This window comes from Stanieria cyanosphaera PCC 7437, from assembly GCF_000317575.1.
Lineage (GTDB): Bacteria > Cyanobacteriota > Cyanobacteriia > Cyanobacteriales > Xenococcaceae > Stanieria > Stanieria cyanosphaera.
On record NC_019748.1, the window covers coordinates 2,703,766 to 2,726,454 of the forward strand.

Below are 22,689 nucleotides of genomic sequence, written 5' to 3' on the forward strand. Positions count from 1 at the left end.
TAGAAAATGAAGATTAATAAAAAATGGACTATAAAACAGAAGTACATAAAGCTGGTCGTATAACTATTCCGATTGAAATTCGCAAGCAGTTTCAAATAGCGGAAGGGGATATTTTGACAATTCGCCAGGAAAATGGAGAATTAAAAATTATTACTACCCAGCAAGCTTTAGCTCATGCTCGTAATTTGGTTCAACCTTACTTGCAGTCAACCGAATCCTCTGTTGATAATTTTCTTCAGTGGCGACGAGAAGAAGGAAAACGGGAAGAGCAAGATTTAGGATCGGGTGAGGAAGCTTAATGTCGCCTATTGTTTTTGATGGTTCGGTGCTGATTGCGATTTTGCGCCAAGAGCCTGGTTCGGAAGTGGGCGAACAGTTTTTAAATGAAGCTTTAATATCGACAGTCAATTTGGCAGAAGTAACAACATATTTGGCTCGTAACTCCGTACCTCCTGAGACAATTAAAGAAGCTTTAGCTGCTTTTCCTATTGAGGTTGTGCCTTTTGATCGAGACCAGGGGTTAATCGCAGGATATCTCTATCCTGCTTGTAAGTCTCTTGGATTGTCTTTGGGAGACCGTGCTTGTTTGGCTTTAGCTAAGAGTAAAAGTCTACCTGTACTAACTGCTGATAAGGCTTGGTTGAAGCTTGAGATTGATATTTCTGTGAAAAGTATTCGTTAGTAATGAAACTCAGTTTTGAATGGTTTGTTTTGTTTTCTGGTGAATTTAGGATTGACCAGGTTTTAAGGTACGGTTGCCATCAAGTCTAAAGATCGCAGACTACCTAATTCTTTATCTGGCGATCGCTATAAATTTTTAACTCCTGTTTAAAACCCATTAATCCCATAAAAAATTACTTAATCCCTTCCAGATTTGATATGATCGGCGATGCTTGCAGTAGGTCGGGGAGAAAAAGATCATGGCATTAGTCGTCCAAAAATATGGAGGTACTTCCGTTGGTTCGGTTGAACGAATTAAAGCGGTAGCGCAACGAGTACATCAAACTGTTCAAAAGGGTAATAGCTTAGTGGTAGTTGTCTCGGCAATGGGAAAAACCACCGATACCTTAGTTAATTTAGCCAGAGAGATTTCTACCAATCCCTGTCGTCGCGAAATGGATATGTTGTTATCGACAGGAGAACAAGTTTCGATCGCTCTTTTGAGTATGGCGTTAAAAGAGTTAGGACAACCAGCCGTTTCCCTGACTGGCGCACAGGTAGGAATTGTCACGGAAGCCGAACATAGTCGTGCCAGAATTTTACAAATTAAAACTGAAAGGGTACAACGTCATCTTGATGCAGGTGAAGTTGTGGTAGTGGCAGGATTTCAAGGGATTAGTAGTAGTCCAGATTTAGAAATTACCACTTTGGGTAGGGGTGGATCGGATACTTCGGCGGTGGCTTTAGCAGCTTCTTTAAAAGCAAATCGCTGTGAAATTTATACTGATGTCCCTGGTATTCTAACTACCGATCCCCGTCTCGTCCCTCAAGCACAGTTAATGGATGAAATTACTGCCGATGAAATGTTAGAGTTGGCAAGTTTAGGCGCAAAAGTTCTGCATCCCCGTGCTGTAGAAATTGCCCGTAACTACGGCGTTCCTTTAGTCGTATTATCTAGTTGGAGTGATGCACCAGGTACGAGAGTTATTTCTCCTTTACCTCAACCTCGTTCTTTAGAAGGTTTGGAACTGACTAAGGCAGTAGACGCAGTAGAGTTAGATACCGATCAAGCCAAAGTAGCTTTACTTAGAGTACCAGACCGTCCAGGGGTGGCTGCTAGCTTGTTTGGCGAAATTTCTCGTCAAAATGTTGATGTCGATCTGATTATTCAATCGATCCACGAAGGTAATAGTAACGATATTGCTTTTACTGTCGTTAAAAAACTCTTAACTAAAGCCGAAGCTGTAGCAGAAGCGATCGCCCCTTCTCTCCGTTCCCAACTCAAGGCAACCGAAGAAGCAGAAGTAATGGTAGATTCAACCATTGCTAAAGTCGCTATTTCTGGTGCAGGAATGATCGGTCGTCCTGGTATTGCTGCGAAGATGTTCAAAACCTTAGCAGATGCAGGAATCAATCTGTTAATGATTTCTACTTCGGAAGTCAAAGTCAGTTGTGTAATCGAAGCAAGAGATTGCGATCGCGCTTTAGCTGCTTTGTGTCAAGCTTTTGAAATTGATAATTCTCCTTTATCCTTACCTCAAAACCATTCCGCTACTCTCCAACCAGCCGTTCGAGGGGTAGCTTTAGACCAAAAACAAGCCCGTTTGGCAATTCGTCATGTTCCGGATCGTCCCGGTATGGCAGCTAAAATCTTTGGTTTACTCGCTGAGAAAAATATCAGCGTCGATATGATTATTCAATCTCAACGTTGTCGGATCGTGGAGGGTGTGCCTACTCGCGATATTGCCTTTACTCTGGCCCAAGCAGACGCAGAAGAAGCAGGTCGGGTTTTAGAAAAATTAACTCAAGAAACTGGTTGTGGTGAAGTTTTGATCGATCCCGCGATCGCAAAAGTTAGTATTGTCGGTGCTGGAATGATTGGACAACCAGGCGTAGCAGCCAAATTCTTTGCAGCTTTAGCAAAAGAAAAAATTAATATCCAGATGATTACTACTTCAGAAATCAAAATTAGTTGTGTGGTTGATGAGTCTGAGGGTGTCAAAGCTTTAAAAGTTGTTCACGATGCTTTTAATTTGGCAGGAGAAAATCAAATCGAAGTTCCTGTTTAAAACAGTGACCGGTTAAACATGAATTCTTTGAACTTAAGACTTCAGACCTAAATGGACGTGTTGGTTAATTCCGCATCAATGTCTTTGATAATTTGAAGCAGAGAAGTAATTTGTTCTGGTGGTAAAAATGGTAGTAAAACCTCTGACATACATTTTAGTAAAACGGGACTAGTACGATTTTGCTGAATCATTTCTGCCCAAAAAGAAACTAAAGAAGTAGCTATTAAACTGCGGTCGCTATTGCGATAGTTATTTAATTTATCAGCGAACCAAGTTGATAATTGATCCTTAATGCGATCGTATTCTTCAGTAATTGAATCTGCTTTCGCCAGTTGTTTGATTTCGTTATCAAACGTGGAAAACAATTCATCTAACAATTGTTCAAAGTGTTTTTCTTTTTGTCTTTCTGAGGTCAAAAGGGGAAGTTTTCCGTAGGAGGGATCTGATTGTTTGCGTCGTTTAGCTTCACCCATAACCAGTTACAACAATAAGGTTTCTTTATATTATGCAAAATTTGAATCAAATTGAGAAATTTTTCACTCATTACGGACGGTAATTTTTTCTCATATAAAGATAAGTAAATATACTCAGGGTTTTCTTGACTTATACAGATACCATACATGAAATGATTTGTAAACAGTAACATTCACCAAAAATTAATGTCTAAAATAGCAGACGGGTTAAAGCAGATTCTTGTCGTTGGCAATTGTAAAGAAAATTTATTGTTAATGCAGTCTATTTTAGAAAGTCAAGAATATCAAATTCAGTTAACGTGTGGCTTAACCAATGAGATCGTGCAAATGGAGAAAGCTAAACCAGATTTAATTATTTTAAATGAAGAAATACTTACGCAGTCTTTAGAAATCAGTTACATTGACATAATTAATTCTGTGAAAACAACACCCGTTTTATGGCTGATAAGTGCAAGCAAAATGCATCTTTTCCAAACATTTCCAGTCGAAATAGAGGAAATAATTTATAAACCTTTTGATATCGACGAATTATTCTCTAAAGTAGCTTTTTTACTAAAACGCAACAAAACTCAACAAACTGATTCTTGTGAAAGCAAAAAAACTTGGTTGATGCGGGTAAGCAAACAAGACCCTCTTTATCAACAACATACGGAATTGCTTTGTTTTTGTCCAGAAACTATTTGGGATAAATTATTAGCTGAAGGCTATGAAATTGTGACCAATACAAACACATTCTCAGCTTTTAATTAAAATCAATCAATTTCCGAGACTCTGTTACTCGACAGTCTTTTCTCTGACAGTTTCGCAATTGACGCAAAAGTTGAGCATAGTGAGCGAGCAGTTTAGGATTAGTTTGTCGAGCTAAATTGTGCAATTGTTCTGGATCTTGTCTGAGGTTATAAAATTCTCGTTCGCCATTAACATATTCAATATAAGTGTAATCACAACCGCGAAGACCACTATATTGCGGGATAATTGGTGTTACGTGAGGATTAACCCAATGTTCTACCAGAAAAACTTGTCGCCAACTATTAGTCAAAAGCGACCGCAATTTGCGTCTGTAAAAATAAAAAGGAGACATGGTTGTGTTTAGTTTAAGCTCAAATAAAGGAACTAAAGAACGACCATCAACAAAATCAGGAATTCTTGCGCCTGCTAAATCTGCCCAAGTTGGTGCTAAGTCAACATTACCAGCTATGGCTTCAATCACTTTCCCAGCAGGAACATGGGGACTTCTAACTAACAAAGGTAAGTGAATATCTTCTTCATAGGCAGTTTCCTTACCTGGTAGTAAACGATGTTGACCTAGATGAAAACCATTATCTGAGCTAAAAAAGATATAGGTATTATCTAACTGATTAGTAGCTTGAAGAGTATTGTAAAGAGTAGCTAAACCTTCATCTACTGCTTGAAGCGATCGCAATCTTTTTTGATGGAGGTAATCAATTTTTTCTTGTTGTTCTTGATTTAAAAGAGGTAATTCCCGCAGATACTGAGGTTTATCACTCACATCTATTTCATTAAAAGCTTGTCTACGTGGTACTTGGGCATCAGGAAAAAGATTTTGATGACGTGGTGCAGGGGTTGCTGGTTGGTGTGGCGCATAATAAGAAAGAAACAGAAAAAAAGGTTGATTGGTTTTAGCTACTTGAGTGAGAAATTGTTTGGCTTTATTGGTATATACATCATTACCATAATCTTGCGGTTGATTGCCATAATGAACTAATTTGCCATTTTCATTTACAGTATAATCGTATTGCACATACGCACTACCATGAACTGGGCTATCCCATTCATCCCAACCAGGAGGCACATAGTTCATTTTGGAGGTATAAGGATAAAGGTTGAGATATTTACCAATAAAAGCAGTACGATAACCTTTTCGCTTTAACCAAGTAGCAATAGTAGACTTTTCCGAATTCCGTTTGTAAAAAACGACAAAACTACCATCTGCTTTATTGTTGGTTAAAACACCTGTGTTATGAGCATATTGACCCTTGAGTATAGTTGCTCTTGAAGGACAACAAAGGGAATTACTTACAAAATAATTACTAAAACTAACTCCTCCGTCAACCAATAAAGATTTGACTTGGGGCATATACTCCACAGAAGCTTGATCAAGATCGTCAGTCAGAATAAATAAAATATTAGGAGGACGTTCTGAAACTAGATTAGAGTAAGCAGGAAAATTAATCGTAGCGATCAGCAAACAAACAGTTAGACTTAGCAAAAGAAATCGAATTAATTGCGGTTGTGTATTTAGTTGCACAACATTTCACTCCTTTAGCACAAGTTATTAGCTACTTGTTACTGGTGTCAAAAATTATTATTTTCATAATATACAGTTATTTTTAGAAGTATCAAGCGTTAAGAGTGACTTCATTGATTAATAAAGGGTGATATTGTTTATTTTTACTGATTTAGAGAATTTTTGAAGATTAATTTGATTCACAGTAATTTTGATCTGGGTAGATTACACAAAAAGCGCAGTAATTAATTAATTTAACCACAAAAAAAATCTTAAATTGTCAATTCTTAATTGTTTTTGGTCTTGTATAGAAGTTGCTGGATAAATTTCTAGAGCTAGGGCTAATTAAACATCTGCGATCGCTCTACAACGGGCAACTATTTTATAACAATTAAATTACTTAGACACTCAAATGTGTATAAGCACAGAGATAAATTGATAGTCGTTTGTCAAATTTCCGTAAAACAACTAATGGCAAACTTAATAAATTTAATAAAAAATTAAGATATTGTACGTAGGGAAAATAACCCATGTTTGAACGGGCTGCCATTTTTTCTGCTCTTTTAATTTTAGTTGGTTTTATCTTAGCAAGTTTATCTTATTATCATCATTTAGAAAGTCGTCAACAAGTTCAAATTGTCAAAGAACAACCTAATTAATTTTTATTAGCTAATTGTAAAAAAATACATTCCCAAACTAAACGGGGTTGAACATAACTAAGTAGATATTGACGAGCTTGTTCCCATTGTTTGACTAATTCTGGTTTTAATTGATGATGCCAATAATAATATTGTAAATAGTCTACTAACCAAATCTGAGCCTGAGTATCTAACTCTCGATCAATTGTGCGAGCTAGATTTAATGCTTCTAAAGGATTGGTAGGCAGTTTTCTGAGTTGCTGACGTAACTGGGGAGAGATTGCTTGCCATTGTTGCCAAGTTGCGATCGCATTGCCTGGACTTCCTTGTGCTAGAGCTACAATTTCTGGATGGGCAATAATTTCTTCATAGCCTTGCTGTTGCAGCACTTTGTGTAAGTTATTGGTGGATAAACGCGCAAAAGGAATACACTGACAACGAGAAACTAAAGTAGGCAGTAAAGCATCTGGATTGACTGCGATCATCACAATAGTAGCTTGTCCTGGTTCTTCTAGGGTTTTTAACAAAGCATTAGCTGCTGCTTCTGCAATAGTTTGAGCCGATTCAATCACCACCAATAAACGTTGAGCTTCCAGAGGCGGACGACTTAAAAACTCCGTAATCGAACGAATTTGTTCAATTCGGATTTGTGGGGGACTTTTTCTTCTTAATCCTCTTGCTAAAGCTTCTTGATTAGTAATTAATTCTCCTTTTTCCAAATAAGTAGGTTCTACCCATAACAAATCGGGATGGCTTCGATTTTTAATTCGTTTTGGCAGCAAATTGTGTTTGTGTTCTGGTACATCTAAACTGAGTAATAAGGAAGCAAAACTTGCAGCAGCCATACTTTTACCAATACCATCTGCCCCAACAAATAAATAAGCAGGCGCAATTCGTTTAAGTTGAATTGCCCGTTGAAGTAAGTCTACAGCTTGAGATTGACCGATTAAATCAGCAAAAGGATTCATAATTTAGGGACAGATAGAATAGCCTTTTATATACTTATAGCTAAATCGCTCATTATGGTAACGAATGGCTATTACTCCTGCTCACGAAGCGATCGCAAAAATCATTGAATTGGCGGAAAATGGCGAAATTAATCCGTGGGATGTTCCTGTAATTGATATTATTGACCGTTTTCTAGGAGAATTAGGTCTAAACGATTCCCTTGATGCCAACCAAGTAGAGGCAAATTTACCGCAATCTGGTCAAGCGTTTGTTTGGGCATCTATGTTAGTTTTACTAAAGGCGGAAACTTTACAATTGTTGCAAGAACCAGAAGAACTAGAACTTCCAGAAGGTTTAGAGGAAGAAGAATTTACCTTAGCACAAACTAATCGCCGTCTTTTACCAACCAACTTAGAAGATCATCTCAAACGACGTTCTGCTGCTGCACCGGTTCGGACTCGTCGTGTTAGTTTACAAGAATTAATCCAACAATTGGAACACATTGCTTCGGAACTAGAATCTTCGTCTGTCACTCCCAATTCTACTTCTACCCGTTCTTCTCGTTCTCGTCAAGAAGCAATGCGGGCAATTTCACAATTAGCTCACAATGAAAATTTAACTGAATTAGCAATTCAACTCGAACAATTCCTGTATCGTAATTTACCGCAATTATTTCCTCAACAAAATTATATTGATTGGGAACAACTAATATCTAGCTGGCAAAATAGCGATCGCCCACAGGAAAATCACTCTCACGAAAACCAGCCCACTTCAGAAAAAGCAGGCATCTTTTGGGCTTTGTTATTACTTTCTTCTCAATCAAAAGTAGAGCTATCTCAGCAAGAATTTTATCAGGATTTAAGTATTAGACCACTAAATGCTTAAGTTAAACTTTAACTTTGAAGCAATATTGCTGATAAACTGGAATAGTTTAATGTAGTTTATATAGTTAACGGTATTTGGTTGAGGAGAAGCTTTCATGAAAGCCATGATTCTGGCTGCTGGTAAAGGTACTCGCGTACGTCCGATCACATATACCATTCCTAAACCCTTGATTCCAATTCTACAAAAGCCTGTCATGGAGTTTTTGTTAGAACTACTAAGGCAGCATGGTTTTGACCAAATTATGGTAAATGTTAGTCATTTGGCTCATGAAATTGAAGGCTATTTTCGCGATGGTCAACGCTTCGGAGTTGATATTGGTTATTCCTTTGAAGGAAGAATAGTTGAAGGTAAGTTAGTTGGTGAAGCTCTTGGTTCTGCTGGTGGTCTAAGAAAAATCCAAGACTTTAATACTTTTTTTGATGATACTTTTATTGTACTGTGCGGTGACGCTTTAATTGATTTAGATTTAACCACAGCAGTAAAATGGCATAGAGCCAAAGGTGCGATCGCGACAATTGTAACTAAGTCTGTACCAAAAGAAGAAGTATCAAGTTATGGGGTTGTGGTTACCGACGATGAAAGGAGAATTAAATCTTTTCAAGAAAAGCCTTCGGTAGAAGAAGCATTAAGTACTGAAATTAATACAGGTATTTATATCTTTGAACCAGAGATTTTTAACTATATTCCTCCCCAACAAAAATACGATATCGGTGGCGATTTATTTCCCAAATTAGTAGCCATGGGAGCTCCTTTTTATGCAGTATCGATGGATTTTGAATGGGTAGATATTGGTAAAGTTCCTGATTATTGGCAAGCTATTCGCGGTGTTCTCAACAGAGAAATTAAGAATGTTGCCATTCCTGGTACAGAAGTTTTACCAGGTGTTTATACAGGATTAAATGTAGCGGTTAACTGGGATAAAGTTAAAATTGAAGGCCCTGTCTACATCGGTAGTATGACTAAAATTGAAGATGGAGCAACTATTCTTGGTCCGACTATGATTGGACCCAATTGTTGGATTTGTAGTGGGGCAACCGTAGATAATAGTGTTATCTTTGAATATTCTCGTCTTGGTACAGGAGTACGTTTAGTAGATAAACTGGTTTTTGGACGATATTGTGTTGATAAAACTGGCGCAGCAATTGATGTCCAAGCAGCAGCTTTAGATTGGTTAATTACCGATTCTCGTCAAATTCCTCCTGAACAAGAATTAACCGAACATCAAGTCATTAAGGATTTATTGCAAAAGGAAATTTAACTTTTAACTAAAATTTTTTTTCCCCGTAACATCAACGGGGATTTTTTTTCTCTATTTAGCACTAGGAATGAAAAGTCGTAGATACGTAACATGTTAAGTATCTACGACTTTTTTAAGCATGAATCGATCCATCAGGAAAAATTGTTCCTTTCAAATTAGTGCCAGTTAATTTAACCATGATTTTGTGACCAGTTCCCATTTTTGCGCCAGTCAAATCAGCACCACTTAAGTCGGCACCACTAAAATCAGCACCAATTAAATTAGTGTCACGCAAATTCGCTTTTCTCAAATTGGCTTTTAATAAATTAGCTCGGAAAAGATTTGCTTCTTGTAAGTTTGCTTCTTCTAAATTAACTTTATGTAAAAAACTATCGCTCAAGTCCGCACCTTGAAGATTCGCACCACTTAAGTTTCTACCAGAAAAGTCTTTTTCTTTCAGATTAGCTCGACTTAAATCTATTCCTTTCAGGTCTTGATAATACGGTCTGTAGTATGAATTAACTGGCTCGGATTGAGAACGAACATTTTCCCTTTTAGTCGAATAACTAGAATAAGCTCTTGGGTTGTAAGAGTAAGACTGTTTTGATTGCTGCTGAGTTTGACTGTAGGTTTTAGATTGGGATTTTGGTTGTTGATAGGTTTGACTGTACGTTTTAGATTGCTGCGGATTTTGACTATAAGCTTTTGGTTGAGGCTTTGGTTGAGAATAAGGCTGCGGATTTTGACGATGAAATGAACGCAACAAATCGCGAGCGTGATTAATTTCTTTTAATTTTTCTGCTGCTGAACGAATCAACTCTTGATTTTCTTGAGGAAAGCGGTCGGGATGCCAAACAAATGCTAAATTTTTGTAAGCTTTGTTGATTTCTTCCAGAGATGCTCCTAGTTCAAGTCCTAGGACTTTGTAGTATGGCTCTAAATGATGGCTCACTATAGCAATATTTCCTTAACTAAGGTGAGAAAAACGATCTCAGGCGTTGCCCGAGGCAAGTTGCGGACAGAAATTTAGGGTTGTAAACCCTATAAATCAAGGGTTAAATCAATAAGTTGAACATAGGTTAACACCAAAATTTATTAGTACAGCTTTATGTTAAGTTTAAAATTATTTTTTCCTGTTAGGAATTTTGGTTAGGCAGTTTAAAAAAAAATGCTCGGTTAGAAGTTCAACTACTTATTTCTAATAGTATTTTGTCATGGATAAAGATAAGAGGGTAGACAACAAATCTTGAGAATTGCTTTATTCTCCTACTTCGGACAATTTACCTTGAGGAATTGAGGCAATTAACTTGCGAGTATATTCACTTTGAGGATGATAATAAACCTGTTGAGCATCATTTATTTCTTCTATTTTACCTTTATTCATTACCATAATGCGATCGCTCATGAATTTAACTACACTCAGATCGTGGGAGATGAAAATATAGGTTAAGTTATCTTCCTGTTGTAGTTTTTTGAGGAGGTTTAATACCTGTGCTTGTACGGAAACATCTAAAGCCGAAACTGATTCGTCGCAGATGATAAACTGGGGTTGTAAGATTAACGCACGAGCGATACAGATTCTTTGTCTTTGTCCACCAGAAAATTCGTGAGGATAACGATTCATCCAATCAGGATTTAAACCAACTCTTTCTAAAAGATAGGCTACTTTTTCTCGACGTTTTTTGGCATTTCCTCCCAAGTTGTGAACGATTAGGGGTTCTGCGATCGCTTTCCCAATCGTTAGGCGAGGATTAAGAGAATTATAAGGATTTTGAAAGACAATTTGAACTTCACGACGAAAAGAGCGTAATTTTCGGTCATTGACTTGCCATTTGGCAATATTTTCTCTTCTAAACCAAATTTCTCCTTGTAAGGTAGGAGGAATTAACCGTAATAAGGTTCTAGCTAAAGTAGATTTGCCACAACCAGACTCACCAACTAAACCTAAAGTTTCTCCTGGATAAACATCAAAAGAAATATTATTGACTGCCATAAAATATTTTTTCGTTCCGCCAAACATTCCTTTAACAGGAAAACCGACATGAAGATTTTTGATTGACAAGAAAGGAGTATGATTGGATAATTCGTTGAATCTGGCTTGATTAGTTTCTGGTTGAGTAATGTCTTGGAGATTCAATGTCTCAGTTTCTTTTTCGCGAATGATTAATTCTCCATTACTGTCAGTTTCTACCGACATAAAATCACTTACTGTGGGTAAATAGTTCAATTGTCGATCTAGAGGCGGACGACAAGCGAGTAAACCTTTGGTATAAGGATGTTGAGGATGAGTAAAAATTTTTCTAATTTCTCCTGACTCAACAATTTTACCTCGATACATTACTGCTACGCGATCGACTAATTCGGCAATTACCCCCAAGTCATGAGTAATAAAGATTAATGACATCCCTCTTTGACTGCACAATTGACGCAACAAATCTAAAATTGTCGCTTGAACGGTAACATCTAAAGCAGTAGTAGGTTCATCGGCAATTAAAACTGTCGGATTACACGAAATTGCCATCGCAATGGTTACCCTTTGTAATTGTCCCCCTGAAAGTTCATGCGGATAGCGTTTGAGAATGTCTTGTTTGTATTGATTAATGTATTGATTAATTTCCCTATCATTAGTGACACTGGCATGATTTTCGCTTAAATATTGTTCTCTCAGTTTTTGATCGCTAGGAATTAATTGAACTTCTTGCAGCAGTGAAGTAGCTTTTCTTCTAGCTTCTGTTTTGGAAACTTTTTGATGTAATAAAATCGCTTCTTCAATTTGAAAACCGATGGTTAAAACAGGATTTAGCGCACTCATCGGTTCTTGAAAAATCATGGCAATTTCTCCACCACGATATTTTCTTCTTTCTTCTGGGTTAATTGCTAAAAGATTAACTGGTTGATTAGCTGATTGAGAATGAAACCAAATTTCCCCCCCTGTAATTATTCCAGGATTAGAAATTAAACCCATAATTGCTAAAGAAGTAACTGATTTACCCGAACCAGATTCGCCGACAATTCCTAATTTCTCACCTTGTTTAAGTTGAAAATTGATTTGGTCTATTGCCAAAACAGGCTTGTTTTCAGTAAAAAATGTTACTTGAAGATTACGAACGTCGAGAACAGATTCGGTCATAATTACAGCTAAAGAAACGATTACAGGATTGTACCCGATTGCTCTTGAAGATTTGGGAATAAAATATTCAATTTTTTATGATTATATTTGTAATACTATTTTAGTCTTGGAAGGATATAGTTTTTAGTAACCCTGAGATATTAATGCTGAGATTACAACAAAGCAGCTAAATTTTTGGCTTCTCTTTTTTCTTTAAATAGCACATTTATTGACAGCCTCTACTGACAATGCCAGGTTAGCTAAATTAAAAGCGATCCTCATCAAGCGATCGCTTTTAAATAAATTTTTAATTCTCAAATATTTCCTTTTTTTGAAGAGTATTAATTATAATTAACGGCTAAGTCTTGAAGATTCAACCCATTCATTCCAAGAGCTATCGTAACCATAATAAGTAATTTGATAACTATTGCCACTAATCGCTAAAATTTGTCCTGGATACCATTGACCTTGCCAATAAATTTTAACTGAATCTCCTACTCGATAAGCTGAGCGAAAACGTTGTGGTTCAACCCATTCATCCCAAGAACTATCGTAACCATCATAGGTGATATAGCAATAATCTCCATCTACATCTAAAACTTTGGCTGAATACCAATTTCCTTTCCAAAGAACTTCTCCTTTTTGACCAATAGAACAATGACTAGCTAAAGCATTAGGAATCATTATTCCTAACCATGTTGCCATGAAAGCTGCGCCAAACATTAGTTTGTGTTTCATAATTTTTTTGAAAAAATAGATCAATTTCAATATTTAACTTTATTTAAATAATTCCCAATTTTTTAGATAAATAACATCAGATAAATGCGTAAAAATTTTGATAAAGTTATTGTGATTCTAAAAATTATTCTTAGTAAATATCCCTGATTTGTTAAGTTAATTGCTAATTAATAATCTCAAAAACTAGATAAAAATATTTAAGCTTATGTTTAGTTCAAGAAAAATGATTCACAATTTACGCTCAGAATCTGATTAAATCGAGAACAGTAAGGACAATTCATGCCACCTTTCGGTTCAGCGTAGTGATTATCCCTACTTAAACAATTGATTATTAAGATTGCCAAAATAATTAGTAATTTTCCGATTAAATCTGGTATTATATACATAATGGAAAAGGTGTGCGCAATCGAACCTGTTGCTTCAACTTAGGATTGTCGCATAGCAAAACATCACCAATTTTAATTAAATGCGATCTAAGTTTGATTATTGAGCAAATAGTTACAATCAGGCTTTCTATATTATGTAAAATCATAACTAGTTCAAGTGACTGCGATCGCACTAAAACTAATTACGAGTTAAATTAATCCACTAATTCGATCTGCACTAGCTAAACCAGAAATCAAGGCATCTTCGACTCGATTGCCGTTACACCAGTCACCACAACAAACTAAAGGTAAAGGTTGGGTTGTTGACAAACAGGGTAAAGATAGAGAGTGACTAGGAATAGAATAACGCCAACGATGTACTTGTAGCCATTGAGGAGAATCTAACCAAGGTAAAAATAAAGAAGCTGCTTGTTGTAATAATTGCTTTGCTGCTGATTGTAAGTCAGTAACATCTAAATATTTTTGAGCAAATTCAGGAGTACTATGAAAAACAAAAACAGGTTGAGTCATAGTATCTCTTTTACTACTATCTAAAGTGATCCAAATTAAATCGGTTTGGTTATTAATTTTAACTCCGTGCCACGATGGTAAGTCTGAGAGATATTGAGAATCGTATCCTGCCATCATGGTAATGCAAGGATAAAATTGTACCTGACGTAATTGATTAATTAACTTGGTTGGTACTTGAGATTCTAAAATTGGTAAAGTTTGGGGTGCAGGTATTGCCATTACAATAGCTTTAGCTTTAATCTCTTGATTAGATTCAGTTAAAATTTGCCAAATGTTTTCGATTGATTTGATCGCAGTAACTTGAAATTGTCTTTTAACTTCCAAACCTCTCGCTAAATATTTTGCGATTGTGTTTATGCCTTGAGGAACAATGTAACTTTTAATTGGGGGAGTCGGTTTAAGATTGTTTTGGGAGTCGAGTTGATAGATTTTACCATCCCAGAGTTTAAGAATATTTGCTTGGGTAAGTTGTTGAATTAATTCTTCTGTTTGTTTGCCTTGAATTTCTAAAAAAGATAAACCATGATCGACACAGGTTTTATTAATTCTTCTAGTGGCAACTCTACCACCTACACCACGAGATTTATCTACAACTATCACTTTGTATCTTTGTTGTTGCAGGTGTTGTGCGCAAGTTAATCCTGCTAAACCAGCACCGACGATCGCAATATCATATATATTTGTGCTATTGGTCATTCACTATCTCTCTACACTTATGCCTCAATAGTAAAGTAAGGGAAAATTTAATGGTTCGCGAACAATACAATTATTTTTGATCGTATTAGTCCACAGATGAACACAGATAAACACGGATATGACGATAATTTTTTGATTACGATTAATTGGGAAAAGTTAGCGGTTGAATACGAGAAGAAATTTCGATTCAATCGAGTTACTGAATCTGGTAGTAGTTATCAATATCAACTTGTTGGAGTACCTGTAATTCCAACTTCAATTCAGTTGAGAAATTATCAACAACAAGCTGTAATTAATTGGTTGAGAAATAAAGGTAGAGGTACATTAAAAATGGCGACTGGTAGTGGAAAAACTATCATCGCTTTAGCGATCGCAACTGAACTTTATCACAAAATTGGGTTACAAGTTTTATTAATTATTTGTCCTTTTCGTCATTTAGTAGTGCAATGGCAAAAAGAATGTCAAAAATTTAATTTAAATCCAATTTTAGCAATGAATCGAGTTGATGATTGGGAAAGAGAACTAACTAATCAACTTTATAATATTCGTGTTTGTAATCAAAGTTTTTTAACAGTTATTACGACTAATTCAACTTTAATTAGTGAGAGTTTTCAATCTCAGTTAAAATTTTTCCCTGCCAAAAGTTTAATTATTGGGGATGAAGCACATAATTTAGGTTCAATTCATTCGGCAGCAAGTTTACCTCGCAAGATTGGATTACGTCTTGCTTTATCTGCTACTCCAGAAAGATATTTTGATGATGATGGTACTGAAACAGTTTTTAATTATTTTGGCGAAATTATTCCCCCAGAATTTAGTTTAGCGGATGCAATCAAACAGGGCGCATTAGTACCGTATCTTTATCACCCTATTTTAGTTCAATTAACTCCAGAAGAAGCAATTAATTATGCCAAACTTACGCAAAAAATTGGTTGGATTTTACATAAAAATCAAAACTGGGAAAATGAAACCTTAACTTCTTTATTAACAAAGCGATCGCGTTTGATTGGAGCAGCAGAAAATAAGTTATTAGCTTTAAAAGAATTAATGCAAACTAGATTAAATACTAGTCATACTTTATTTTATTGTGGTGATGGATATGTTGATAATTATCATCTTGCTTATCGTCGTCAAATTGAAGCTGTTACTCGTATTTTAGGTAAAGAATTAGGTTATCGAGTTAATACTTATACTAACGAAACTTCTTTAGAAAATAGAGAACAATTAAGACAACAATTTGAACGAGGAGAATTACAAGGATTAGTAGCTATTCGTTGTTTAGATGAAGGCTTAGACATTCCTGCAATTCAAACAGCAGTAATTTTAGCTAGTACTACTAATCCCCGTCAATTTATTCAACGTCGTGGCAGAATTTTACGCCCTCATCCAGGCAAAAAACAAGCAACCTTATTTGATATGATTGTTATGCCTCCAGAGTTAGACCGCAATACTTGGGAAGTAGAAAGAAATTTATTACGTAAAGAGTTGAATAGATTTGTAGAGTTTGCTAATTTAGCTAGTAATTCCAAAGAAGCTATTGGTAAATTATTAATACTTCAAGAACAGTATCAATTAATAGATTAATTTTAAGGATTTTGTAAAATCAAAGGTAAACCATCTTCATTACGACCAACTATAACTATTTTAGTATTTTGAGATTCTGCTAGTTTCTGAGTTGCTTCAATTGCTTTTAATTGTAAAACTTGTTCGGTTAAACTTTGAGAAATTAATTTTTGTGCTTCTGCAATACCTTGAGCTTCAATTTTTTGACGTTCGGCTTCTTGTTTAGCTTTTTCGATTTCAAATTCTAATTCTTGTCGTTTTTTCTGATTAATAAATTGCTGGCGATCGCTTTCTTGTTCTGCTTCAATTTTTTGCTGAATAGCCTCTTGAATTTTTTCTGGTAAAGTCACTTTTCTTAATAAGCTTTCTTCGACAATAAAACCCAAAGGATTTAATTGTTTGCTGAGTTCTTGATGTAGAAGTTGAGTAATTTCTTGACGTTTACTACCATAAATATCTTTAGCTTCATGACTGGCAGTAATTTGTCGAATAATTGAACGAAAGCGAGAAATTAAAATTTCTTCTTCTTTAATACCAATATTGTTATATATTAATACTGCTTTTTGAGGTTCAAGTCGATATTGTAAACTTACATCAATATCTAAATTTAATCCTTCAGAAGAAGTAGTATTAACTGTTTCTTTAATATCTTTAAGACGGGTAGAATACTCAACTACATTGCTAAATGGAGTAATCCAGTTTACTCCAGGATTAAGAGTTTGTTCTGATACTTTACCAAAAGTTTCTACTACCCCAACTGTACCAGCAGGAATAATAATCAGAAAGCGAAAAATTAATTGATAAATAGTAGCAAAAGCAGCAATAATACCAACTAATAAGCCTATTGTTCTTACTAATTGTTTATTTTTTTCTCCAGCTATTTCTGATTTATTCAAAGCAATTATAAAAGAAATTAAAGCCGTAATAGTAGTAAAAATAAATTTCATAGCTACTCAGTTTACTAAATTTAACAAAGAAAACAAATTAAAACTGTCCAAGAGCCGTTAATATTATTCCCAAAAATATTTTTAAAATTTAATTTTTAGTTACTGCGGAAGATACTTATTAAATAAATTATTTATTTACAGGTAACTAATTAAAAACAAACTGACTTAATCATTAGCAACTAAATTGACTTATGTTGCTAGCCTATCTGGTTGAGTAAATGCTGAGTTATCTAGCCAATCATCTTCAGTACACACTATAGTCAATAGATTCAGTTGATTTTTCAGTTGTCAGAGATGGAACTGGAATTTAACTATTGTGACGCTGAGGCTAGAGAAATGCCAGAATAGAAAAATTAAGCTCGATTATCTTTAAAATAAGAAAAGAATTATTTATCGAGTAAAATAAATTTTAATAACTTCTTAATAATGAAAATAGCAATTACTGGAGCAACGGGATTTGTTGGTAGTCGTCTAGTTGAACGACTTAATCAAGAAAAGCATCAAATTGTAGTATTGACTCGTAATCCAGACAAAGCTAAAAAAGTTTTTCCTGCTTCTGCTTTTTCTAAGGTAGAACTAGTTCAGTATAGTCCTAAACAATCTGGAGATTGGCAAAAAGCAATTGACGGTTGTGATGCAGTGATTAATTTAGCTGGTGAACCTATTTCTGAACGTTGGACACCACAGCATAAGCAAGAAATTCTAGAGAGTCGCAAAATAGGAACTCAAAAAATAGTTGAAGCAATCAAACAAGCTGAAGTAAAACCGCAAGTTTTAATTAGTGGTTCGGCGATTGGTTACTATGGCACTAGTGAAACCGCTACTTTTGATGAAAATAGCTCTCCAGGAAATGATTTTTTAGCTGAAGTTTGTCGAGAATGGGAGGCAGAAGCAGAACAAGTTAAAGAGGCAGGAGTAAGATTAGTTATTGTTCGTGTGGGAATTGTACTTGGTAATGGTGGTGCTTTAGCTAAAATGATTGGACCGTTTAAAATGTTTGCAGGTGGACCAATTGGTACCGGTCGTCAATGGTTTTCTTGGATTCACCGCGAAGATTTAGTTACTTTGATTATTACGGCTCTGAATCAAACTAATATGGTAGGAGTATATAATGCTACTGCACCTAATCCTGTTCGTATGGCTCAATTTTGTCAGATTTTAGGTGAAGTCATGAATCGTCCTTCTTGGTTGCCCGTTCCTGAATTTGTTTTAGAGTTATTGTTAGGAGATGGAGCAAAAGTAGTCTTAGAAGGACAACAGGTATTGCCTAAGCAAACTCAAAAACTTGGGTTTCAATATCAATATCCCGAACTTAAATCAGCTTTAAAAGAAGTTATTGCTTCAGTTTAGTTTAAATAATAATTGCGATCGCGTCCATGTCTACAGGTAATTTTTCTGATCCTTCTTCACCAGTAATTAATCCTTCAACTCGTCAAGTAGGAATGCTAACTGTATTTCGCCTTGGTTTATTTAATCTTGCTTTGGGATTAATGGCAGTTTTGACTTTAGCGGTGCTTAATCGAGTAATGATTAGTGAATTAGGTATTCCTGCTACTATTACGGCTGGAACTTTAGCCATGTCTCAATTTGTCGCGCCTGCTAGAGTTTGGTTTGGACAGTTATCTGATAGTAAGCCAATTTTGGGCAGACATCGTACGGGTTATGTTTTACTTGGTGCGATTACGTTTAGCATCGCAGTCTTTTTAGCAGTACAAGTAGTTTGGCAACTAGGTGCGATCGCTCGTGCTAATCAGGGTTGGCTTTGGAATGCTCAAACCATTGGCTGGACTGGATTACTCGCCTTAATTATGGCTATTTATGGATTAGCTGTCAGTTCTAGTTCAACTCCGTTTACTGCCTTACTGGTTGATATTTCTGATGAAGATAATCGTCCCAAAATTGTCGCGGTTGTTTGGTCAATGTTGATGGTAGGAATTGTAATTGGTGGTATTACTGGTAGCATTGTCCTGAAACAAATAGAAGCGGGTGGTGTACAAGCTGGTCAAATTCCTTTAGAAAATTTACAAGCTCCGATCAATTCTATTTTTAGTTTTATTCCTTTTTTAGTAATTGCTTTAGCTTTAATTGCGACTTGGCAAGTAGAACGAAAGTATTCGCGTTTTTCGGCGCGTTCTTCTGCTAATAATCGAGAAGATAGCATTACTTTAAGACAAGCTTTAAAGATTCTAACTGCTAGTCCCCAAACGGGGATATTTTTCTGCTTTTTAGCTTTATTTACGATCAGTTTATTTATGCAGGAAGCAGTTTTAGAACCCTATGGCGGTGAAGTTTTTGGGATGTCAATCGCTGATACGACTAAACTTAATTCTTATTGGGGAATTGGGATTTTGTTAGGTTATGGAACGACAGGTTTTTTAATTATTCCTCGCTTGGGTAAAAAACGAACTACTAAAATTGGTTGTCTTCTGGTGGCTGTTTGCTTTGGGTTAATTATTTTATCGGGTTTTACTCAAAACGAAATGATTCTCAAAGTAGCAATGGTTTTATTTGGCATTGCAGCAGGAGTAGCTACCATTGGTGGAATTAGTTTAATGCTGGATTTAACCGCAGCCGAAACTGCCGGAACTTTTATCGGTGCTTGGGGATTAGCACAAGCTATGTCGAGAGCTTTAGCTACCGTTGCTGGTGGGGTAGTTTTAGATTTGGGTAAGGCAATTTTTGCTGTTCCTGTCTTAGCTTATGGTTTAGTTTTTGGAATTCAAGCAGTAGGAATGATCCTCGCTATTGCACTTTTGAACCGAGTTAACGTAGTCGAATTTCAAACGACAACCCGAAAAGCGATCGCAACTGTGATGGAAGGAGATTTGGATGGTTAAATTTAATGATTAATGATTGAATTGATTGCTTTTAAGAATAAATTGCTTTAAATATCATTAAAACTATTTCTCAGACTATGATCATACAAGTTATTTCTTGAGATATACATTTAAGCAATCACAAGGATTTATTTTGGTCTTATAAGACTTAAATAACTTCTTTAATAATGAACGAAACAGAAGAATTTACCATTGGTGTTGAAGAAGAATATCAGATTATTAATCCGCAAACGGGTGAACTTTGTGGTCGAGCCGAACAAATAATTGGTTATGCGCGAAAAACTCTAGACAAAGAGGTGGTACAGCCAGAAATGTACCTTTCTCAAGTAGAAATCGCCACAGTAGTTTGTCAATCATTATCAGAAGTACATCGAGAGTTAGCTAACTGTCGTCGAGCAGTAATCGAAGCAGCTAAACAAGATGGAAATGCCATTGCAGCAGCAGGAACTCATCCCTTTTCCGATTGGCAAAAGCAAGAACTTACACCCAAACGTCGTTATCAAAATTTGCAAGCCGAACTCAAACAAACCATCCGTGAATTGGTTATTTTTGGTAATCATGTTCATGTAGGTTTAAAGGATAAAGCGATCGCTCTTCAAGTAATTAATCGTGCTAGAATTTGGTTATCGGTATTATTGGCATTGTCTGCTAATTCGCCTTTTTGGTTGGGTCAAGCCACTGGTTATGCTAGTTATCGTACTCAAATGTGGTCGCGACTTCCTCTCTCAGGACAGCCTCAATTCTTTAACGATTATCAAGAGTACACAACTTTGATTGAAGAGTTAATTTCTACTGGTGCGATTAAAGATCCGACGACAATTTATTGGGATATTCGCTTATCTGAAAAGTTTCCTACTATTGAATTTCGCGTCACAGATATCTGTATGACTGTAGAAGAAGCAGTCACTATGGCTGGTCTAATTCGTGCTTTAGTTTACACTTGTTATCAAGAAGTTATTAATGATGAGTCTTTGATAGCAGTTCGCCCCGAAATTTTGAAGACTGCTCATTGGTGTGCTGCGCGTTATGGTTTGACGGAACATTTGGTTGATGTCCTCGAAAAAGTTACTCTTCCTGCTTCAGATTTAGTTAATCAATTTCTTGATTATTTACGTCCAGCTTTAGAAAAATTTGGTGACTGGGAAAAAGTTTCCGCTTCAGTTCAACACACCTTAGAACAAGGAAATGGCGCACAAAGACAATTAGAAATTTATGAAAAAACGGGTAGCTATCAAGAAGTAGTTAAATATATTGTGTCCCAAACCCAACAAGGAATAATCTCTTAAATAATTAAGATAGCAATCCTATTTGAATCATGAAAATTGTTAAAGAGGAAAGGCAGGAGGACAAGGGTTGTTCTCGGACTCGAATTCGATTCGAGTTACAGCCCCTCCAGAAGGCAAAAGTCATTTTCACAAATGATTTAGAATCGCTATAGTCTAGGATCACTTCAGTATACTTGAATACTAATATTTCTCCAGATCGAATCAAAATATTTTGATAAGTAGTAGATAAAAGCGATCGCTATGAGTTGGTTAATTTTTTTGTTGATTGGATTGATACTGATCTGGATAGGTTTAAAAGTTAGTGAAGAAGTAGTTCAACTCTCCACAGCCATCACAGCAGCAATTTTGCTAGTTTGGGGATTAGTTTTAACTCCTCAGTCATTATTATTATTAATTGAAATTATTACGATTTTGGCTGTTTTTAGAATATGTATGCGTTGTTGTGAATGTGATTGATCGGTTTAAATAGTTGAGGTCAAATAAATTACTCCAAAACTATTGATGGCAAAATCGAACTCTTATCCTTGTCAACTTCCACCAGCTTTAAAACCAGGAGATCGGGTTACAGTAATTGCTCCTAGTGGTGCTTTAAAAGAGTTTGAAGCCTTAGAACAAGGATTAGCCATCTGGCGATCGCGTGGTTATCAAGTTCAATTAGGTAGTAACTGGAATTTTCGTCACGGTTATTTAGCAGGAGATGATCGTCAACGCCGAGAAGCCTTAGCTCAAGCCTGGAGCGATCGCGACTGTCAAGCGATTCTTTGTGTTAGAGGCGGTTATGGTGGTGCTAGATTGTTGGAAGATTGGAATTGGAATTCATATTTATCAGAACAAACCAAGACAAAATCAGCCTGGTGTAATAGCAAGTGGTTGGTTGGCTTTTCTGACGTTACCAGCTTACTGTGGAGTTTAGCCAAGATTGGAATTGCAGGAGCTCACGCTCCAGTTTTAACTACTTTAGCCAGTGAGCCTGAATGGTCAATTAATAGGCTATTCGACTGTCTTGAAGGTCGTAAATTAGAACCATTACAAGGTAAAGGTTGGGGAGGTAGTCAAACTACAGGAATTCTTTTACCAGCTAATCTCACTGTCGCCACCCATTTACTCAAAACTCCGATTCAACCATCGTTTGAAAGCATAATTTTGGCTTTAGAAGATGTAACAGAAGCTCCTTATCGTATTGATAGAATGTTAACTCAATGGAGATTAATGAGGGCATTCACAGGAATCAAAGGAATTGCTTTAGGACGTTTTAGTCGTTGTGATGCACCTGTAGGTTTTAATAGTTGGAGTGTTGAAGAAGTAATACGCGATCGCTTGTCCGACTTAAACATTCCGATTGTTTCTGATTTGCCTTTTGGACATGACGGAGTTAATGCTGCTTTACCGGTAGGACAGATGGTTCAACTTGATGCAGAAAAAGGCATTTTAAGTTGGTATTGAAACACTCAAGCTTGAG

Annotated in this window: 21 protein-coding genes; 13 read left to right on the forward strand and 8 right to left on the reverse strand. The window is 36.1% G+C overall.

The window, feature by feature from the left end; genetic code table 11:
• The first annotated feature begins 23 nt into the window (after window positions 1–23).
• The 3 genes from STA7437_RS11745 (at window position 24) to STA7437_RS11755 (ending at window position 2,729) form a co-directional block, all read left to right on the forward strand.
• A complete protein-coding gene (locus tag STA7437_RS11745) occupies window positions 24–299 on the forward strand; it encodes an AbrB/MazE/SpoVT family DNA-binding domain-containing protein (protein ID WP_015193602.1) in 276 nt (91 codons plus the stop codon).
• Entirely contained in the window at window positions 299–682 is a 384-nt protein-coding gene (locus STA7437_RS11750) for a PIN domain-containing protein (RefSeq protein ID WP_015193603.1), read from the forward strand. The genes STA7437_RS11745 and STA7437_RS11750 overlap by 1 nt, the downstream gene beginning before the upstream one ends.
• A gap of 238 nt (window positions 683–920) precedes the next feature.
• Complete coding sequence (locus STA7437_RS11755; RefSeq protein WP_015193604.1) at window positions 921–2,729, forward strand: aspartate kinase; 1,809 nt, start codon at window positions 921–923, stop codon at window positions 2,727–2,729.
• A gap of 47 nt (window positions 2,730–2,776) precedes the next feature.
• Here STA7437_RS11755 and STA7437_RS11760 read toward each other — a convergent pair whose 3' ends face one another.
• Window positions 2,777–3,202 carry a hypothetical protein gene (locus tag STA7437_RS11760; RefSeq protein ID WP_015193605.1) on the reverse strand — a complete coding sequence of 142 codons (426 nt, stop codon included), beginning with the start codon at window positions 3,200–3,202 and terminating at the stop codon, window positions 2,777–2,779.
• A 186-nt stretch (window positions 3,203–3,388) separates the two neighbouring features.
• Between STA7437_RS11760 and STA7437_RS11765 the strand changes: the two genes are divergently transcribed.
• On the forward strand, window positions 3,389–3,952 hold the full coding sequence (locus STA7437_RS11765) for a response regulator (protein WP_015193606.1): 564 nt from the start codon (window positions 3,389–3,391) through the stop codon (window positions 3,950–3,952).
• Here the strand turns inward: STA7437_RS11765 and STA7437_RS11770 are convergent.
• Window positions 3,945–5,471 (reverse strand): sulfatase-like hydrolase/transferase, encoded by a 1,527-nt coding sequence (locus tag STA7437_RS11770; RefSeq protein WP_015193607.1) that lies wholly within the window; start codon window positions 5,469–5,471, stop codon window positions 3,945–3,947. The two genes, STA7437_RS11765 and STA7437_RS11770, sit on opposite strands and share 8 nt — an antisense overlap.
• 509 nt (window positions 5,472–5,980) lie before the next feature.
• Between STA7437_RS11770 and STA7437_RS27415 the strand changes: the two genes are divergently transcribed.
• Window positions 5,981–6,109, forward strand: coding sequence for a hypothetical protein (locus tag STA7437_RS27415; RefSeq protein WP_015193608.1), 129 nt, complete (start codon window positions 5,981–5,983; stop codon window positions 6,107–6,109).
• Here the strand turns inward: STA7437_RS27415 and STA7437_RS11775 are convergent.
• Window positions 6,106–7,056 (reverse strand): DNA polymerase III subunit delta', encoded by a 951-nt coding sequence (locus STA7437_RS11775; protein ID WP_015193609.1) that lies wholly within the window; start codon window positions 7,054–7,056, stop codon window positions 6,106–6,108. The two genes, STA7437_RS27415 and STA7437_RS11775, sit on opposite strands and share 4 nt — an antisense overlap.
• A 64-nt stretch (window positions 7,057–7,120) precedes the next feature.
• Here STA7437_RS11775 and STA7437_RS11780 point away from each other — a divergent pair, with 64 nt between their 5' ends.
• Entirely contained in the window at window positions 7,121–7,921 is an 801-nt protein-coding gene (locus STA7437_RS11780; protein WP_015193610.1) for a segregation/condensation protein A, read from the forward strand.
• 94 nt (window positions 7,922–8,015) lie between these two features.
• Window positions 8,016–9,179, forward strand: coding sequence for a sugar phosphate nucleotidyltransferase (locus STA7437_RS11785; protein ID WP_015193611.1), 1,164 nt, complete (start codon window positions 8,016–8,018; stop codon window positions 9,177–9,179).
• Between the two features lie 112 nt (window positions 9,180–9,291).
• On the opposite strand, the gene STA7437_RS11790 is transcribed toward STA7437_RS11785, so the two are convergent.
• The 4 genes from STA7437_RS11790 to STA7437_RS11805 all read right to left on the reverse strand — a co-directional run bounded on the left by STA7437_RS11790 (window position 9,292) and on the right by STA7437_RS11805 (window position 14,597).
• Window positions 9,292–10,110: a pentapeptide repeat-containing protein gene (locus STA7437_RS11790; RefSeq protein WP_015193612.1), complete on the reverse strand. Its 819-nt coding sequence runs from the start codon at window positions 10,108–10,110 to the stop codon at window positions 9,292–9,294.
• 306 nt (window positions 10,111–10,416) lie between these two features.
• The gene (locus STA7437_RS11795) at window positions 10,417–12,288 is read right to left on the reverse strand and encodes an ABC transporter ATP-binding protein (RefSeq protein WP_015193613.1); all 1,872 of its coding nucleotides are present in this window, start codon (window positions 12,286–12,288) and stop codon (window positions 10,417–10,419) included.
• A 330-nt stretch (window positions 12,289–12,618) separates the two neighbouring features.
• A complete protein-coding gene (locus STA7437_RS11800; protein WP_015193614.1) occupies window positions 12,619–13,005 on the reverse strand; it encodes an agenet domain-containing protein in 387 nt (128 codons plus the stop codon).
• Window positions 13,006–13,580: 575 nt separating this feature from the next.
• The gene (locus STA7437_RS11805) at window positions 13,581–14,597 is read right to left on the reverse strand and encodes an NAD(P)/FAD-dependent oxidoreductase (RefSeq protein WP_015193615.1); all 1,017 of its coding nucleotides are present in this window, start codon (window positions 14,595–14,597) and stop codon (window positions 13,581–13,583) included.
• A 96-nt stretch (window positions 14,598–14,693) separates the two neighbouring features.
• Here STA7437_RS11805 and STA7437_RS11810 point away from each other — a divergent pair, with 96 nt between their 5' ends.
• On the forward strand, window positions 14,694–16,181 hold the full coding sequence (locus tag STA7437_RS11810; RefSeq protein WP_015193616.1) for a DNA phosphorothioation system restriction enzyme: 1,488 nt from the start codon (window positions 14,694–14,696) through the stop codon (window positions 16,179–16,181).
• Between the two features lie 2 nt (window positions 16,182–16,183).
• Here STA7437_RS11810 and STA7437_RS11815 read toward each other — a convergent pair whose 3' ends face one another.
• Window positions 16,184–17,107 carry a prohibitin family protein gene (locus tag STA7437_RS11815; RefSeq protein ID WP_015193617.1) on the reverse strand — a complete coding sequence of 308 codons (924 nt, stop codon included), beginning with the start codon at window positions 17,105–17,107 and terminating at the stop codon, window positions 16,184–16,186.
• 426 nt (window positions 17,108–17,533) lie between these two features.
• Here STA7437_RS11815 and thyD point away from each other — a divergent pair, with 426 nt between their 5' ends.
• The 5 genes from thyD (at window position 17,534) to STA7437_RS11840 (ending at window position 22,673) form a co-directional block, all read left to right on the forward strand.
• Window positions 17,534–18,457: a thylakoid membrane protein ThyD gene (gene thyD / locus STA7437_RS11820; RefSeq protein ID WP_015193618.1), complete on the forward strand. Its 924-nt coding sequence runs from the start codon at window positions 17,534–17,536 to the stop codon at window positions 18,455–18,457.
• A gap of 26 nt (window positions 18,458–18,483) precedes the next feature.
• Entirely contained in the window at window positions 18,484–19,944 is a 1,461-nt protein-coding gene (locus STA7437_RS11825; protein ID WP_015193619.1) for a BCD family MFS transporter, read from the forward strand.
• 167 nt (window positions 19,945–20,111) lie between these two features.
• Window positions 20,112–21,230 (forward strand): carboxylate-amine ligase, encoded by a 1,119-nt coding sequence (locus STA7437_RS11830; protein ID WP_015193620.1) that lies wholly within the window; start codon window positions 20,112–20,114, stop codon window positions 21,228–21,230.
• A gap of 240 nt (window positions 21,231–21,470) precedes the next feature.
• The gene (locus STA7437_RS11835; RefSeq protein ID WP_015193621.1) at window positions 21,471–21,686 is read left to right on the forward strand and encodes a hypothetical protein; all 216 of its coding nucleotides are present in this window, start codon (window positions 21,471–21,473) and stop codon (window positions 21,684–21,686) included.
• Between the two features lie 45 nt (window positions 21,687–21,731).
• Window positions 21,732–22,673: a S66 peptidase family protein gene (locus STA7437_RS11840; RefSeq protein ID WP_015193622.1), complete on the forward strand. Its 942-nt coding sequence runs from the start codon at window positions 21,732–21,734 to the stop codon at window positions 22,671–22,673.
• Window positions 22,674–22,689 lie beyond the last annotated feature (16 nt).